This is a genomic window from Wohlfahrtiimonas sp. XWW7 (assembly GCF_056716055.1).
This window is the reverse complement of sequence record NZ_CP168032.1, coordinates 2026249-2040523: the sequence shown is the minus strand read 5'-3', so window position 1 is coordinate 2040523 and position 14275 is coordinate 2026249. Positions and strand designations below refer to the sequence as shown.

Below are 14275 nucleotides of genomic sequence, written 5' to 3'. Positions count from 1 at the left end.
TTATTGTCATAAAAAACGTCTGATTTTGTATGGAAAATTAGAAAAGTGTAGATTTTTTGTAGCCTTGTGGACATGATTGCGGTAGTATCTTGTCTGTTTGAAATATTATAGAAGAGAAGATATGAAGCAATTTACATCTTTATTACTGGTCATTTTTGGGGGATTATCGCCTGCATTTTCAGCAGGTTTAGATGGCGCAAATGCCAGTTTGCTATGGACAATTCCGTTTGCTGGGATTTTATTATCCATTGCGATTTTTCCATTGGTTGCAGTGAATATTTGGCACCACCATTTTGGTAAAATTACAGCATTATGGTGTTTAGGCTTTATGATTCCATTTGTTATCATTTTTGGTTTCGTAGAGATGAGCCATGTTGTTGCTCATGCGCTGTTATTGGAATATATCCCATTTATGGTGCTGATTTTTTCGTTGTTCACAGTATCAGGTGGAATTTATTTAGAAGGGAGCTTAAAAGGTACGCCGAAGTTAAATGCGATCATTTTATTGATTGGTACGTTTTTGGCATCTTTCATGGGAACAACAGGTGCAGCAATGTTATTGATTCGTCCTTTATTGCGTGCGAATCAGAATCGTAAGCATCGCATTCATATCGTTGTGTTTTTTATTTTCTTGGTTGCAAATATTGGCGGAAGTTTGACACCATTGGGTGATCCACCATTATTTTTAGGTTTCTTAAAAGGTGTTGATTTCTTCTGGACGATGAAACACATGTTTATGCCTTTGATCATTACAACGGCGATTGTATTGGCAATTTTCTTTGTGATTGATAGTTACTACTATAAGAAAGAAGGGCCAATGGAACATGTTGTGACAGAAAAAGTACCATTCAGCATTCAAGGTAAATCGAACTTTATTTTATTGGGCGGTGTGATTGTTGGTGTTTTGGTTTCAGGTTTCTGGAAGCCAGGTATTCAATTCACTATTTTAGGTACGCCTGTTGAATTACAAAATATTGTGCGTGATATTATTTTGCTAGCAATGGCAGTGATTTCATTGAAAACAACATCTAAAGAAATTCATCAGAAAAATGAATTTGGTTGGGATCCAGTATTGGAAGTTGCAAAATTGTTTGCAGGGATCTTCATCACAATTGCACCAGTGTTAGCAATTTTAAAAGCAGGTTCAGATGGTTCAATGTCTGGTATTGTGAATATGGTGCATGATACAAATGGCGCACCAATTGATAGCATGTACTTTTGGATGACAGGGACTTTATCTGCTTTCTTAGATAATGCACCAACTTATTTAGTATTTTTCAACTTGGCATCTGGTGATGCTCAGCATTTAATGACTGATTTGAGCCCAACATTGTTGGCAATCTCAATGGGTTCAGTGTTTATGGGGGCTGTGACATATATTGGTAATGCGCCAAACTTTATGGTGAAAAGTATCGCAACGCAATCAGGCGTTAACATGCCGACATTCTTCGGTTATATGAAGTGGTCAGTTTTAGTATTAGTCCCAGTTTACGTGTTGTTAACTTTGATTTTCTTTATTTAGATTAATTCTGAATATATTTTTGATTAATCTTACTCCCGAAGGGAGTAAGGAAATTATTAATTGTATGAAATGATGGCAATTCTTGAAAAAGGGTTGCCATTTTTTGTGAAGAGAGGATAATTGCGCCTGAGTTGATTGGATTATCGCGTGTGAGAAATCATCCGAGGAAAGTCCGGGCTCCACGGATCAAAGTGCTAGATAACGTCTAGACAGCGTGAGCTGATGGAAAGTGCTGAAGAAATTAAACCGCCTAAAGACGCAAGTCTCGGTAAGGGTGAGAAGGTGCGGTAAGAGCGCACCGTACACAAGGTGACTTGATGTAGCTGAGGTAAACCCCACTTGGAGCAAGACCAAATAGGAATACTTATAGTGTGATCCGCACTGTATTCGGGTAGGTTGCTTGAGGATATGAGTGATTGTATCCCTAGATGAATGATAATTCTCGACAGAACCCGGCTTATAGATCGACTCGCAAAACAAGAAAGCCTTCTTAGTTATCTAAGAAGGCTTTTGATTTTGGAATTAACCATATAAGATCTAATAAATTTGCAGTAATTTTAAAAATCCAAATACATTATAAAGAGTTGCTATGAAAGTTAGAGTAATATTTTTAGCTTTATTGGTTTTAATATCAGGCTGTGGTCCTAAAGTTTTAGAGCCAGGAATTTATGATAAAGAATTACATTCAACCTATATGCCATTTGGCGATACAGCATTTTTAATACCGAATGAAACATGGCTAAGAAGTTTTGCTGTTAATAAGGGCTCTGGAGAAATTGATTATATTAAACTTCATGCAACTGTTGATGGGCAACCTTGGAGTGAAAAAGTACACAAGAGAATGTACCCTGGTGGTGGTCATCAAGGAGATCACCTTGAGATAGTTATTAAGTTTGATTCTTCTGACACAATAGAAGAGAGAAAAGAAAAGGTGAAACGTTTTAAAACATCACCTTATAGTCTTGAAGATGGGGATGAATGGATAAGTATCCCCTCGTCTTATCAGGGATGGAAGAGTTATCAAAGGATTAGAAAATCATCCATAGGAAAAAGTACATATAATCCTATAATTTATGTTTTTGAAGAAAATGGAGAGGTGAAATATCTCATGGGTGATTTTGTAGGGGAAAAAATTATATTTACCTATAACGATTATGCACTTGTAGAGGTTCTATTTTCACCATTTAGACAAGATGAACAGATGGCTAGAGCCATTCAAACAGCAGAATTTTTTCGATCAAAGCTTTCTGAATTTGAACAAGCGGGCTTGGAATATCCGCAAAAGCTTAATCAAGAATAGTAATAGAAAAGTGATATTTCCATAGAGCCAATAAAAAATGCCTGAACAAGTCAGGCATTTTTAGTTTTACAAGGTATTTGATTTAACTATTTTTGTTTATCTTCAAAGATCGTACCTTTACGGAAAGGTGAATCTAAGAAAGCTACTTTCGTTAAGATCATATAAGCCGCACCGCCCACAACGAAGCCAATAATCCAAGCTAGATTCACTTCAACGAATGCAGCGCCTGCACCAATCAACATCGCAATGATTGCGGCTTTATTGAAGCCTGCAAATTGTCCTGTTGTGTTGTAAAGCTCTTGCACATCCACTTGCTGTTTTCTTAATACATAGTATTCCAATAGTAAGATCGCAACGATTGGGCCTAAGAATGCTGAATACGTCAAAATGAAGATCTGTAAGCCTTTTGCTGAGTTTTCATCAACCAATACCCAAGGGCAAGCAGCAATTGCTAATAAGCCAGTTAATACAACAGCAGGCTTGTATTTCATCTTAGTGATTAAAGTGATGACATAAGCAGGTGGAACGATGTTTGCAACCATGTTCACAGCAATGGCGCCTAATACGATGAATGCAGATACTGCTACAGTGATGTAATCATTATCAACAATGATGGAGAATGCTTGAACTGGATTTGTGTTGCCAGTTGCAGATGCTAACATTACGCCAATTGTTAAAACGAAGCCATATGCAATCACGATGGGCAAGAAGTATAGAAAACCTCGTCTTGTATCGCTAATACCAGTTTTTAATTCACGAGAATAATCTGCTGCACTTAAGAAAATAGCAGCGTAGTTCCCTAAAAACATCATGATGAAACCAAAGAATGGTAACCCCCAAGTACCTGGAGTGTTGACCCATTTTTCAGTGATTTTAGCCATATGTTGTGGCTGTAATAAGATCACAAATACATAGAGTAAAGCAGTGATCACAACGATGGAAATTAAAATTTCTACCCATTTAATCGCATGGAAACCATAAAGCGATAAAATGATTTGTACAGCTTGTAATACTAAGAAACAGATAAAAATATTATCAAAAGTATGACCAGAAAATACTTTTACAATCTCATTCAACGCTGTTGCACCGATCCAACTTTGGAAGCCGTACCAAACAACGGCGGGGATTCCACGGAGCAGAGAAGATATGATTGCGCCTTTTGCACCAAATGACATTCTTAATTGAACGACATAAGGAATACCTGTGCGATAACCCACACGATCATTTAAGGCAAATACAGCCGAAATGATTCCGATTGCAATTAATGCAGCTGCAAAAGTTTGGTAAATATTCATGGTTGCTAAGCCTGCTACAATCAAGCTCGCACCCAATGTCATGTTACCAAGATTGATGCCATCACCAATCCACATAAATACATATCCTAATTGACCAACTGTACGTTCTTCAGCCTTTTTAGGCAGCAGTGATTGATCAATATTGGCTGCTTTTTCGCAAACATCATGATTGTCTGTATTTGCCATAATTCCTTCCTTTAAACAACTACTCTCAAAAGTTGTGACATGTGTTAATTTTATCGACGAATAAATTGACCTGTTGCGCCTTCTGTCACGCCTGTACCTAATGCATAGATTGTTTTGCCACGTAAAATTGTGCGAGCAATTTGTGCATTGATTGTGCGGCCAACATAAGGGCTGAATTTATTGCGATATTCTAAATCTTCAGCTTTTAATGTATAAGCTGAATTTGGCTTGATGAGTACAAAGTCAGCATCTTTGCCTAATGCAATTGAACCTTTCATTGGTAAGTTGAAGCGTTCTGATGGTTTGGTTGCGATTAAATCTGCAAATGCTTTTAGCGATAAGCCGCGTTTTTGTACGCCTTCATCAAATAAGATATCGACATTGTTTTGTACGCCTGAAATACCGCCCCAAGCATCAAATGCATTTTCTTTATCTTTTAAATCTGGCGTACATGGTGAATGATCAGAAACAGCAGTAATGACAGCGCCTGAAATCACATATTTCCACAAACCATCTTGTGCAGCTTGATCGCGAATTGGTGGTGAGCATTTAGCGGACATGCCAATGGAATCCAATTCATCAGTTGTGAAGTATAAGTAATGAACACATGTTTCGCATGTGATATCTAAACCTTCTTCGCGTGCTTTAATCACTTCTTCAACACCTTCAGGACATGCAACATGACAAATATGAATACGGCAGCCTGTTAGTTTTGCGAAGAAAATGGCACGGCGAATGGCTTCAACTTCTGTAAATACTGGGCGAGTTGCCACATATTCCGCCAATGTCTTTTCACCACGAGCTTTAGCTGCACGGCCTAATGCATCTGTAATCGCTGCATTTTCTGCATGAATTGCCAATAATTTACCTGTTTTAGCAATTTGTTTCATGCCTTCCATTAATGCATAATCATCCACGTTGGAGAAGTCGCCATCCAATGTTGGATCACCACAAGTTGCCATAAAGCATTTATAAGCAGCAACGCCTTCGTCATCTAGTTCTTGAATGCCACCTTCTAGGTTAAATGGTACTAAGCCACCAAATGATGCAACATCTACACGTAACTTATCTTGGCCTGCGGCATATTTTTTACGAATGCTTTCACCATTGACTGTTGCAGGTAATTGATTCAATGGCATTTCCACAAATGTTGTGACACCGCCTTTTGCACAAGCTTTTGTACCTGTCACATAGCCTTCCCAATCAGCACGAACACCGCCTGGATCAGTAATATGAACGTGAACATCCACCATACCTGGGCTAACAATTAAGCCTTCGGCATCAATGATTTCTTCTGCATCACCTAAGTCATAACCAAACGCTGCGATTTTTCCATTTTTAACAGCAACATCGATATTGGTTTCGCCGCTTTCCAAAATCACTAAGCCATTCTTAATAATTACGTCATAACTCATTGGGTTGTCTCCTTGAAAAAAGCGTTTGTAAAATACTGTATGGATAAAATTATCCCTGTTGTTAATCCTAGTGTAAAGAGATGAAAAATGTGTGATGATTTATCTCTTTTATTAACGGTATGATTTATAAAGTAAGAGCTTAAAAGAGCGTACTTCCTAGAAAGTAGAAAGGATATAAGGTGCTGAGAGCATAAATTTGAAGTTGTTAGTGGTTGCATAAAACACCCTTGTATTAGCTCAGTTACCATAAAAAATCATCATTATATGATTGATTTTAATCTATATTTATTGCGCTATCTGATTGCAATGACATTAGAATTTAAAAAAGTATAGTATAAAAAAAGTTATTGTTCTAATATTTTTTATAATGAAATTTTGATTTAGATCTTCAATACAGTGCTCATTTAGCTAAGGCGCTTGCATAGTCAAAGAGTTTTGTATGGAAAATCTATTAATATTGATATAAATATCATGTGTTTATATTGTTTTTCACAGAAGCAAGAGAGTTTTTTGGTCATTCATTTTAAAAGTTAATCATATAGCTTATGATGATATTTATAGTTAAATATCAATGCATTGATGATTATTATAAATAGATATGAGTATAATTTAATGGTTTTTTATATCAATAAAGTATTATTGTTAGAATTATTTGAATAATAAAGACGTTGAAGATTTCTGGTCGATTAAAAAAAGTTATGATTCATATAGTGAGGATCAAATAGTCTGGCCATGAATGCAGATGTATACTTCTTTCATCAAATCAGTACATAGATATAGTTATGAAAAGGGAAAAATCATGAAAACATCAGCAATTGTTACAGAAATGGCCAGAAAAACGAGTTGGGCGCCTACTTCAATTGAAGCAGAAGGTGTTGCGCGGATTACCACAGGTTTAAACCAATTACTTGCAAATGTATTCGCATTATATTTGAAAACTAAGAATTTTCATTGGCATGTCAGTGGTCCTCATTTCCGCGAATACCATTTATTATTGGATGAGCAAGCAACAGAAATTTTAGCCATTGTAGATGCAGCCGCAGAACGTGTTCGTAAAATTGGCAGTACAACGATTCATTCTATTGGTGAAATTGCTCAATTACAGACGATCCAAGATAATAATGATATTGCAGTTAATGCACAAACAATGTTAGAAATTTTGATGGAAGATAATCAGCGTCTAGGTCAAGAGTTGCGTGCATTGCATACGATCACAGATCAATATGATGATTATGCAACAACTAATTTATTAGATGATTGGATTGATCAAGCAGAACAGCGAGTATGGTTTTTATATGAAACGATTCAAAATGCTTAATTTAAGATTGCTAAACATATCTTAATTCATTGTTAAATGAGTAAAAAAGAGAGAATCTATGATTTTCTCTTTTTTTATGTGCATTAGAAAATAGATGATAAGCACATGATTTTCAAAATAGATAACAATTATCGAATAGTAAAGTAAATCAAAATCAAATGAGAATAGATTGTATTTGTATTGACATATCAGATGTAAATGTGAATAATTCAAGCCCTAAGAAAATTCAATGGTTGTTTGTTATTTAAACGCGTCTTTTATGACAATGAGGAGAAATGTAATCATGGCAAAACTATACGTGAAGACTTCAAAGGAAGTCGTATTGCGTAAAAGCATTTTATCGATGTTTGTAATGGGTATGTTTGTGTCTGCCTATGCTGATACAGCTGTCGAAAAACAAGCTGAACTTGATTCAGCATCTGCCATTGATTTATCTGGAGTTGTTGTAACTGCTGCGGGTTTTAGTCAAGCTGTTAAAGATGCACCTGCAAGTATTTCTGTGATTTCTGGTGCTGAATTGAGTGAAAAACCAATTTCTGGTTTAGGGCCAGCATTGAAAGATGTTGAAGGTGTGAATGTAACACGTGGTGGTAAAGCAGGTGGATACAATATCAGTATCCGCGGTATGCCAAGTGATTACACTTTGATTTTGGTGGATGGCAAGCGATTAAGCCAAAGTTCTGGCGCACGTCCAAATGGTTTTGGTGATGTAGATACTAACTTTATTCCACCCATGAGTGCAGTTCAGCAAATTGAAGTTGTCCGTGGCCCAATGTCGACTTTATATGGTTCGGATGCAATGGGCGGTGTTATTAATATCATCACTAAAAAAGTGCCTGAAAAATGGGGCGGTGAAATCAGCTTCGGCTTTACTGAACCACAAAAAACATCAAAATTTGGTCGTAAAATTAACACAAGTATGTATGTTGCAGGTCCATTAGTGCCAGATACATTAGGTTTAGCTGTCACAGCAGGTTTTTCTGATGCTATGAATGCAAAGGGAAAATATGCTAAAAACCAAGCTGAAGTCAATTCAGGTGAATGGACAGGAAAATATAATGATTTTAAAGGTTTAGGTAAACATAAAAATCATAATTATGGTGCGAAATTGAGTTTTACACCCAACGGCGAAAATGACATTATTTTAAGCTATGATCGTGGTGTTCAGCGTTTTGATAATAATGAAGAACAACTGGGGACATTAAATAGTAGTATTAAACCTGGGAAGTCAGGCGGTGGTTATAAAGATGAGTTGAAATTCACTCGTGATCGTGTCTCTTTATCCCATCAAGGTCGTTATGATTCTGTAACGGTTGACAGCTCTATTTTATGGGATAAGACTGAGACTTTAGGTCGTACATATCCAATTGGTGCACCGATCGCAAGTTATGATGAAACAGATCGTAATATCGAATATACCAATATCGTGTTGGATAACAAATGGATGTTTGCATTGGGTGATCATTTTATCAGTGCAGGTATGCAATATCGTCACCAAGATTTCACGGATGGTTATGGCGAATTAGAAATTGCTAAGAAACAGTGGCAATGGGCAATGTTTGTGGAAGATGAATGGTCGATCAATGATCAATTCATTGCAACATTTGGTTTGCGTTTTGATAAAAATGAAGACTTTGGTAATCACTTCAGCCCGCGTGTTTATTTAACATGGAACATCGATGATTCATGGCAATTGAAAGGTGGCGTGAGCCAAGCCTTTAAAGCACCAGGTGTCAATATGATGCATGATGGTTTACGCGGTTATGGTCGTCAAGGCACATTACCATTGTTTGGTAATGCAAATCTGAAAGAAGAGACATCGACATCAGCAGAATTGGGCGTTTACTTTGATAACAATGTCAATTTCTCTGCTAATGCAACAGCATTCTACACAAAATTCAAAGATAAAATTGATAGTGAAACCGTGCAATGTGATCGTGTGAATGGTCAAGCAACTGGTTTGTGTGCAGGTGTTCCTGGTATCAATACAACATGGTCAGGTTTTGATGAAATCAACCGTAGCTTAAATGTGGATGATGCTAAGTTGTATGGTGTTGAAATGGGGATGCGTTATCAGCCAACTGAGCAAGTGGGTATTAAATTGAACTATACCTATACAGATAGCTCATTGAGAGATAGCAAAAACAATAAAGTGCCATTCAGTACAACGCCAAAACACATGGTGAATGCAAAAGTTGATTGGCAGATCAATGATGCATGGAATATTTGGGCAGATGCAGAATATCGTGCAAAAGAGTATGAAGGCTTAAACAAAGTGACGAATAAGAAAGAGTTCTATAAGCCTTATGCATTGGTGAATTTAGGTGCGAAATATCAATTGAATGAGAGCTTAAGTTTCACTGCTGGTGTTGACAATGTTTTCAATAAAAACTTTGTGGATTACCAAGATAAACGTGTTTCAGGTAGAGGCAATGATTTTGATAATCGTTATGCGCGCATCGAAGAAGGCCGTCGCTTCTGGTTGAATGCTAAATATACATTTTAATGTTTTAAATTGATGTTTGAATGAAAGGATAGATTGTGCCGTTACGAAATTACAAAACAAGCCGAGCATTAGTTGTTTTTGCGCTGTTAGCCGTTTTCTTATTTCATGGCGGCATTATCTATGCCATTACATATGCTAATAGTCGTGAGCTTGAGCAAGTTATGTCTGAGCCTGCGACTGTTACTATGCATCACATTAGTTTAGCGGGCTTGGATACAGCGCAAGAAGTGACGAATCAACATGATGATGAAGAGTTGCTGACTGAGCCAACAGAGCCAGAAGAAGAAATCAAAGAAGAAGAAAAAGTTGAAGAAGTGGTTGAAGAGAAAGTTGAGCCAGAGCCAGAGCCTGAACCTGAACCAGTTGTAGAAGAGCCTAAAGAAGAGATCATTACAACGAAACAACCGACACCACAAGCGCCAAAAATTCAGGAAAAGAAAAAAGATAAACCAAAGCCTAAGCCACAAAAGAAAAAACAGGAAGCAAAACCGCAGCCTAAACGACAATCCAAACGTGTAGAAAATCGTGTGTTTTCGATGCAAGATATTTCTGTATTGTCAAAACCTGCACCAAATTATCCAAGATCTGTACTCATGCGTCGTACAGGTGGAACAACAGTTTTATTAATTAAGATCAATGAGCAAGGCAGAGCTGTTTCTGTGAAAGTTGAACGCTCATCAGGTAATGATCAAATTGATAAGGCTGCTATGAAAGCTGCACAAAAAGTTCGTTTAAAACCTTACATTGTTGATGGTAAAGCAAGATCAATCACTGTTCGAGTGCCTTATCAGCTCAAATTTTAAAATTTAAACTCAATATTAAGTAGAAGGAAAAAATATGCAACCAGAAGTCGCTACTCTTGGATTTGAAAGTTTTATTGGCCAAGCAGATATGCTGAGCAAATCACTATTCGTTGTGTTGATACTCATGTCAGTGGTTTCATGGTTGATTATCTTTTTAAAGGCATTTCAAGGTATGTCTGAAAGAAGAAATACTAAAAAGTTCTTAAAGATGTTTTGGAATGCTAAATCAGTGGATGATATTGATGGTTATTTGGTAGAACATACGCCTAATAACTATCATGAAATTTTAACAGATGCGGGTGTTCATGCTTTGCAGCGTTATAAGAAAACTCACGGTAATTCATTGAAAGATAGTGGATCTTTAGGTGAAGTGATCACGCGTGCTTTGAGCACTAAATTGGATGAGATCAACTTGCGCTGTGAAAATGGTGTGACAGCATTGGCTGCAATTGCGGCAACAGCACCATTTGTAGGCTTGTTTGGCACAGTTTACGGCATTTACCATGCTTTAATCAAAATTGGGTCAACAGGCGCGGGTACGATTGATAAGATCGCAGGCCCTGTTGGTGAAGCATTGATTATGACAGGTGTTGGTTTGGCGGTTGCAATTCCTGCGGTTTTAGCACATAGCTGGGTGATTAGACGTAATCAAGTGACAGTCGGTGCATTGGATTCATTTGCATATGAATTGTTAAATCTATTGGGCGGTGAATGTGTTCATTGTAAAAATGATTGTTGCGATAAGAGCCAAGCAAAAGGAGCTTAATGATGGCATTTGGACGTTTACGAGGTACTAACTCGCGTGCCCGTGCTGAAATCAATATGGTGCCTTTGATTGATGTGATGTTGGTTTTGTTAGTTATTTTTATTTTAACCGCACCATTAGTAACACAATCAGTACAGTTAAAGTTGCCAGAAGCGGTAGATCTCAAAGAAAAAACTGTACAGGATCAAGCTGAGAATAAGCCCATATTAGTTGCAATTAATGGTGATTCAGAAGTTCATATTAATGAAGTTAAGATGGAAACCGATGAAGCTGTGTTGGCTACTTTAACAACATTGAAGTCAGAAGCTTTGGCTAAAAATGGTCCTGAATATAATCCTTTGGTTCAGTTTCATGTGGACATTAAAGTGCCTTATGAAATTGTTGCCAAAACCATTACTTCGTTGAGTAAAGCAGGTTTAGGTAACATTGGCTTTGTAACTTTGCCAGGTGAAGGTGGATCTGCTCCTGCAGCAGGAGAAGCAGCGGCTGCTGAAAATACAGCACAACCAGCACTCGCAAACTAGAAACAAAAGTATAAAAAATTACTTAACCATTATTAACCTCGCTCCCTTCGGGAGCGCGGTGTTGTTATAGAGTTCTTAGTCCTATTTTATTATATCTTGCCATGCGAGATGTTATTGTGGCTGCTCAGATTGCTCTTTAACTTCGTTGGTATCATCACTGTTTTTAGACTCTTTAATGATGAATTTTAATAAACCTACACCAGCTTTCATGAATTGATCTTCTGCTTTTTGATTATCCTCTTCATTGATCATTGTGAAATAGCTTTGTAATGTATTGCCAAATTCATCGGGTATATCATTAGCTTTCATAAGTTGAGTGATTAAATTCACAACATCTGTTTCACTGGGATCTTTTTCAGAAATGATCTTAAGTCCTGCTTGTAGTGAGCTTTGATATTCAACTGGAATATTAAAAACTTCTGTTAAAACTTTCTCAATTTCTTTAGGATTTGCTGTGCCTGATTCACTGCTTTGCAAATACAGTGCTAAAGCATTCACATAAGCATCAGGCATTTTAGGTAATGACGATGCCAATTCTTGTACATCTTGATTGGATAATTCTTTGCCTTGTTGGCTTTGTAAGAGTAACTGCAAGACAGTCATCTGTTTGCTGCTGAGCTTTGGCAAGGATTCTGCTAATTGATCTGCATCTTTTTGAGTGAAATTAGAAGGAGCATTTTGAGATTTTTGTTTAACACAGATTTCTAAACCTTCACTGGTTTCATAACATTTCTCAACAGGTTGAATTGCATAGGTTAAGCTCATCGAAGCTGAGAGTAAAATTAATGCTAATGATGTCGATTGCACTTGATTATTCATAATGTATCCTTGTGGTACTTTCGTCTTTTAACGATGATTTTATCAGGAAAATCATAAGGAGAGATGAAATAAGTCATTTCACTTTATCAATAAATTTAATTTTTATTTATTTTTGTAAATAAAAATAGTTACATTTAGAAATGATTCTGTATAATACGATTTTTTTACTATTAGGAGAAAAATTCCGTGGACGAGGACCCGATCATATCCTTGTGTTTTGATCATACGATCAACAGTTAAGTCCTGAGAGTTTTTCTTTATCTTCAGGCAATCTGAAGATCTATTTTATAATTCACTTATATCTAATGTTAAATGTTAATATTATATTAACTATTGATATTAGATGTGGGTGATGTCCAGAACCCATGGTCTCCTGCATATTATATAACTAAGGAGTTACAATGAGCGTTTATCAACAATCAAATTTATACTTTCACTTAGAGCCTATTATTCAAGCAGGTGATGCAGAAGCTTTTATCGAATTAGTTAAAAATGCTAAAGCGATTGATATTGCAGATATCGTAGAAGAGTTTTCAACAGAAGCTGTGGTTGCATTGTTGGAAAAATTGGATGCGGAAAACCTCTCATATTTGTTTGAAGAATTTGAAGAAGAAGAGAAGTTACGTTTCGTTCCTAATTTATCCATTGATACTTTAGGTCGTTTATTTGCTGAGTTACCATCGGATGAAAAAGTTAGTCTATTTGTAATGTTGAGTGCTGAGCAACGTCGTGAAATTCTCCCAGCTTTAGATAAAAGTGAGCGTGATGCAATTGTAGAATTATCTTCTTATCCAGAAGGTACAATTGGCGCCATGACAACAGCGGATTATGTGAATGTTGCAGAAACTGCAACCGTGCGTGATACTTGGGCGCAGATTCGTACTGATGCACGAACAAAAGAAGCATTATCCATGATTTATGTGACGGATGAATATCGACATTTGGTGGGAGTTTTATCATTGCAGGATCTTTTAATGAGCAATGATGATGATTGCATCAAAGATATTATGGTTAAAGAGATTATTCAGGCGAGAGCTTCAGATAAAGATAATGTGGCGGTTGAATTGATCGAGCGTTATAACTTAGAAGCCTTGCCCATCACAGATGGTTACGGGCATTTAATTGGTATTGTAACGGTTGATGATGCAATGGAGCGTTTACGTGAATCAGCAGCAGACTCATTTGCAAAATTGGGTGGTAACGTGCCAATGTCAGGCCCTGAATTGGATTATCAATATTCAAGTTTTTGGCGTATGTTCTCTGTGCGTGGTTTCTGGTTGATCATATTAACTGTATTTGGTGTCTTCACGAGTGCATTTGTGGCAAAGCAAGAAGAGATTTTGTCAGAAGTTATTATCTTAGCGGCATTTTTGGCGCCGATTGTAGATATGGGCGGTAATACAGGTAGCCAATCTGCAACTTTGGTGATTCGTTCAATGGCATTGGGTGATTTGACATTGAAGTGGAAAGATATTTGGTTCGTTTTTAAAAGAGAAGTACCTGTTGCTTTAACATTGGGCATTATTGTTGCAGTCGTAGAAGTTGTTTTAGCATATTTCTTCAAGGCAGGAATCAGTGTTGAAGTTCTTATGATTATTGGTTTATCAATGGTAACAGTAACATTTGTGGGTGGTTTAATAGGTATTTTCTTACCATTTATTGCCAGACGCTTTAATATTGATCCTGCAACATTGAGTTCTCCAATGTTGACATCAATTATGGATTTCTTGGGCGTTGTGATCTATTTCAGTTTCGCTTATTGGTTCCTAAGTGATTTATTGATTGAAGCTGCGGATGCATTAGGTTAATGATATTGCCCAA

General features: G+C 36.9%; 11 protein-coding genes and 1 other RNA gene. 9 read left to right on the top strand and 3 right to left on the bottom strand.

The window, feature by feature from the left end; genetic code table 11:
• Window positions 1-121 precede the first annotated feature (121 nt).
• From ACA100_RS09760 to ACA100_RS09750, 3 genes are all read left to right on the top strand, one after another.
• The gene (locus ACA100_RS09760; RefSeq protein WP_481077522.1) at window positions 122-1522 is read left to right on the top strand and encodes a sodium:proton antiporter; all 1401 of its coding nucleotides are present in this window, start codon (window positions 122-124) and stop codon (window positions 1520-1522) included.
• A gap of 127 nt (window positions 1523-1649) precedes the next feature.
• Window positions 1650-1998, top strand: an RNA gene (gene rnpB, locus ACA100_RS09755) — RNase P RNA component class A.
• 113 nt (window positions 1999-2111) lie between these two features.
• Window positions 2112-2822: a hypothetical protein gene (locus tag ACA100_RS09750; RefSeq protein ID WP_481077521.1), complete on the top strand. Its 711-nt coding sequence runs from the start codon at window positions 2112-2114 to the stop codon at window positions 2820-2822.
• 86 nt (window positions 2823-2908) lie between these two features.
• Here the strand turns inward: ACA100_RS09750 and ACA100_RS09745 are convergent, their stop codons facing one another.
• Together ACA100_RS09745 and allB are read right to left on the bottom strand one after the other, a co-directional pair.
• Window positions 2909-4303 carry an NCS1 family transporter gene (locus ACA100_RS09745; RefSeq protein WP_481077520.1) on the bottom strand — a complete coding sequence of 465 codons (1395 nt, stop codon included), beginning with the start codon at window positions 4301-4303 and terminating at the stop codon, window positions 2909-2911.
• Between the two features lie 50 nt (window positions 4304-4353).
• Window positions 4354-5718: an allantoinase AllB gene (allB, locus tag ACA100_RS09740; RefSeq protein WP_481077519.1), complete on the bottom strand. Its 1365-nt coding sequence runs from the start codon at window positions 5716-5718 to the stop codon at window positions 4354-4356.
• Between the two features lie 799 nt (window positions 5719-6517).
• Between allB and ACA100_RS09735 the strand changes: the two genes are divergently transcribed.
• The 5 genes from ACA100_RS09735 to ACA100_RS09715 all read left to right on the top strand — a co-directional run bounded on the left by ACA100_RS09735 (window position 6518) and on the right by ACA100_RS09715 (window position 11635).
• Window positions 6518-7036, top strand: coding sequence for a Dps family protein (locus tag ACA100_RS09735; protein WP_481077518.1), 519 nt, complete (start codon window positions 6518-6520; stop codon window positions 7034-7036).
• A 283-nt stretch (window positions 7037-7319) separates the two neighbouring features.
• Window positions 7320-9542 carry a TonB-dependent receptor domain-containing protein gene (locus ACA100_RS09730; protein ID WP_481077517.1) on the top strand — a complete coding sequence of 741 codons (2223 nt, stop codon included), beginning with the start codon at window positions 7320-7322 and terminating at the stop codon, window positions 9540-9542.
• A gap of 35 nt (window positions 9543-9577) precedes the next feature.
• Entirely contained in the window at window positions 9578-10345 is a 768-nt protein-coding gene (locus ACA100_RS09725; RefSeq protein ID WP_481077516.1) for an energy transducer TonB, read from the top strand.
• Between the two features lie 34 nt (window positions 10346-10379).
• Window positions 10380-11111, top strand: a complete 732-nt coding sequence (locus ACA100_RS09720; RefSeq protein ID WP_481077515.1) for a MotA/TolQ/ExbB proton channel family protein — start codon at window positions 10380-10382, stop codon at window positions 11109-11111.
• The gene (locus ACA100_RS09715; protein WP_481077514.1) at window positions 11111-11635 is read left to right on the top strand and encodes an ExbD/TolR family protein; all 525 of its coding nucleotides are present in this window, start codon (window positions 11111-11113) and stop codon (window positions 11633-11635) included. The genes ACA100_RS09720 and ACA100_RS09715 overlap by 1 nt, the downstream gene beginning before the upstream one ends.
• A 111-nt stretch (window positions 11636-11746) precedes the next feature.
• Here the strand turns inward: ACA100_RS09715 and ACA100_RS09710 are convergent, their stop codons facing one another.
• Entirely contained in the window at window positions 11747-12454 is a 708-nt protein-coding gene (locus ACA100_RS09710) for a hypothetical protein (RefSeq protein ID WP_481077513.1), read from the bottom strand.
• Between the two features lie 401 nt (window positions 12455-12855).
• On the opposite strand from ACA100_RS09710, the gene mgtE reads away from it, so the two are divergent.
• Window positions 12856-14262 (top strand): magnesium transporter, encoded by a 1407-nt coding sequence (gene mgtE / locus ACA100_RS09705; RefSeq protein WP_481077512.1) that lies wholly within the window; start codon window positions 12856-12858, stop codon window positions 14260-14262.
• Window positions 14263-14275: the final 13 nt, after the last annotated feature.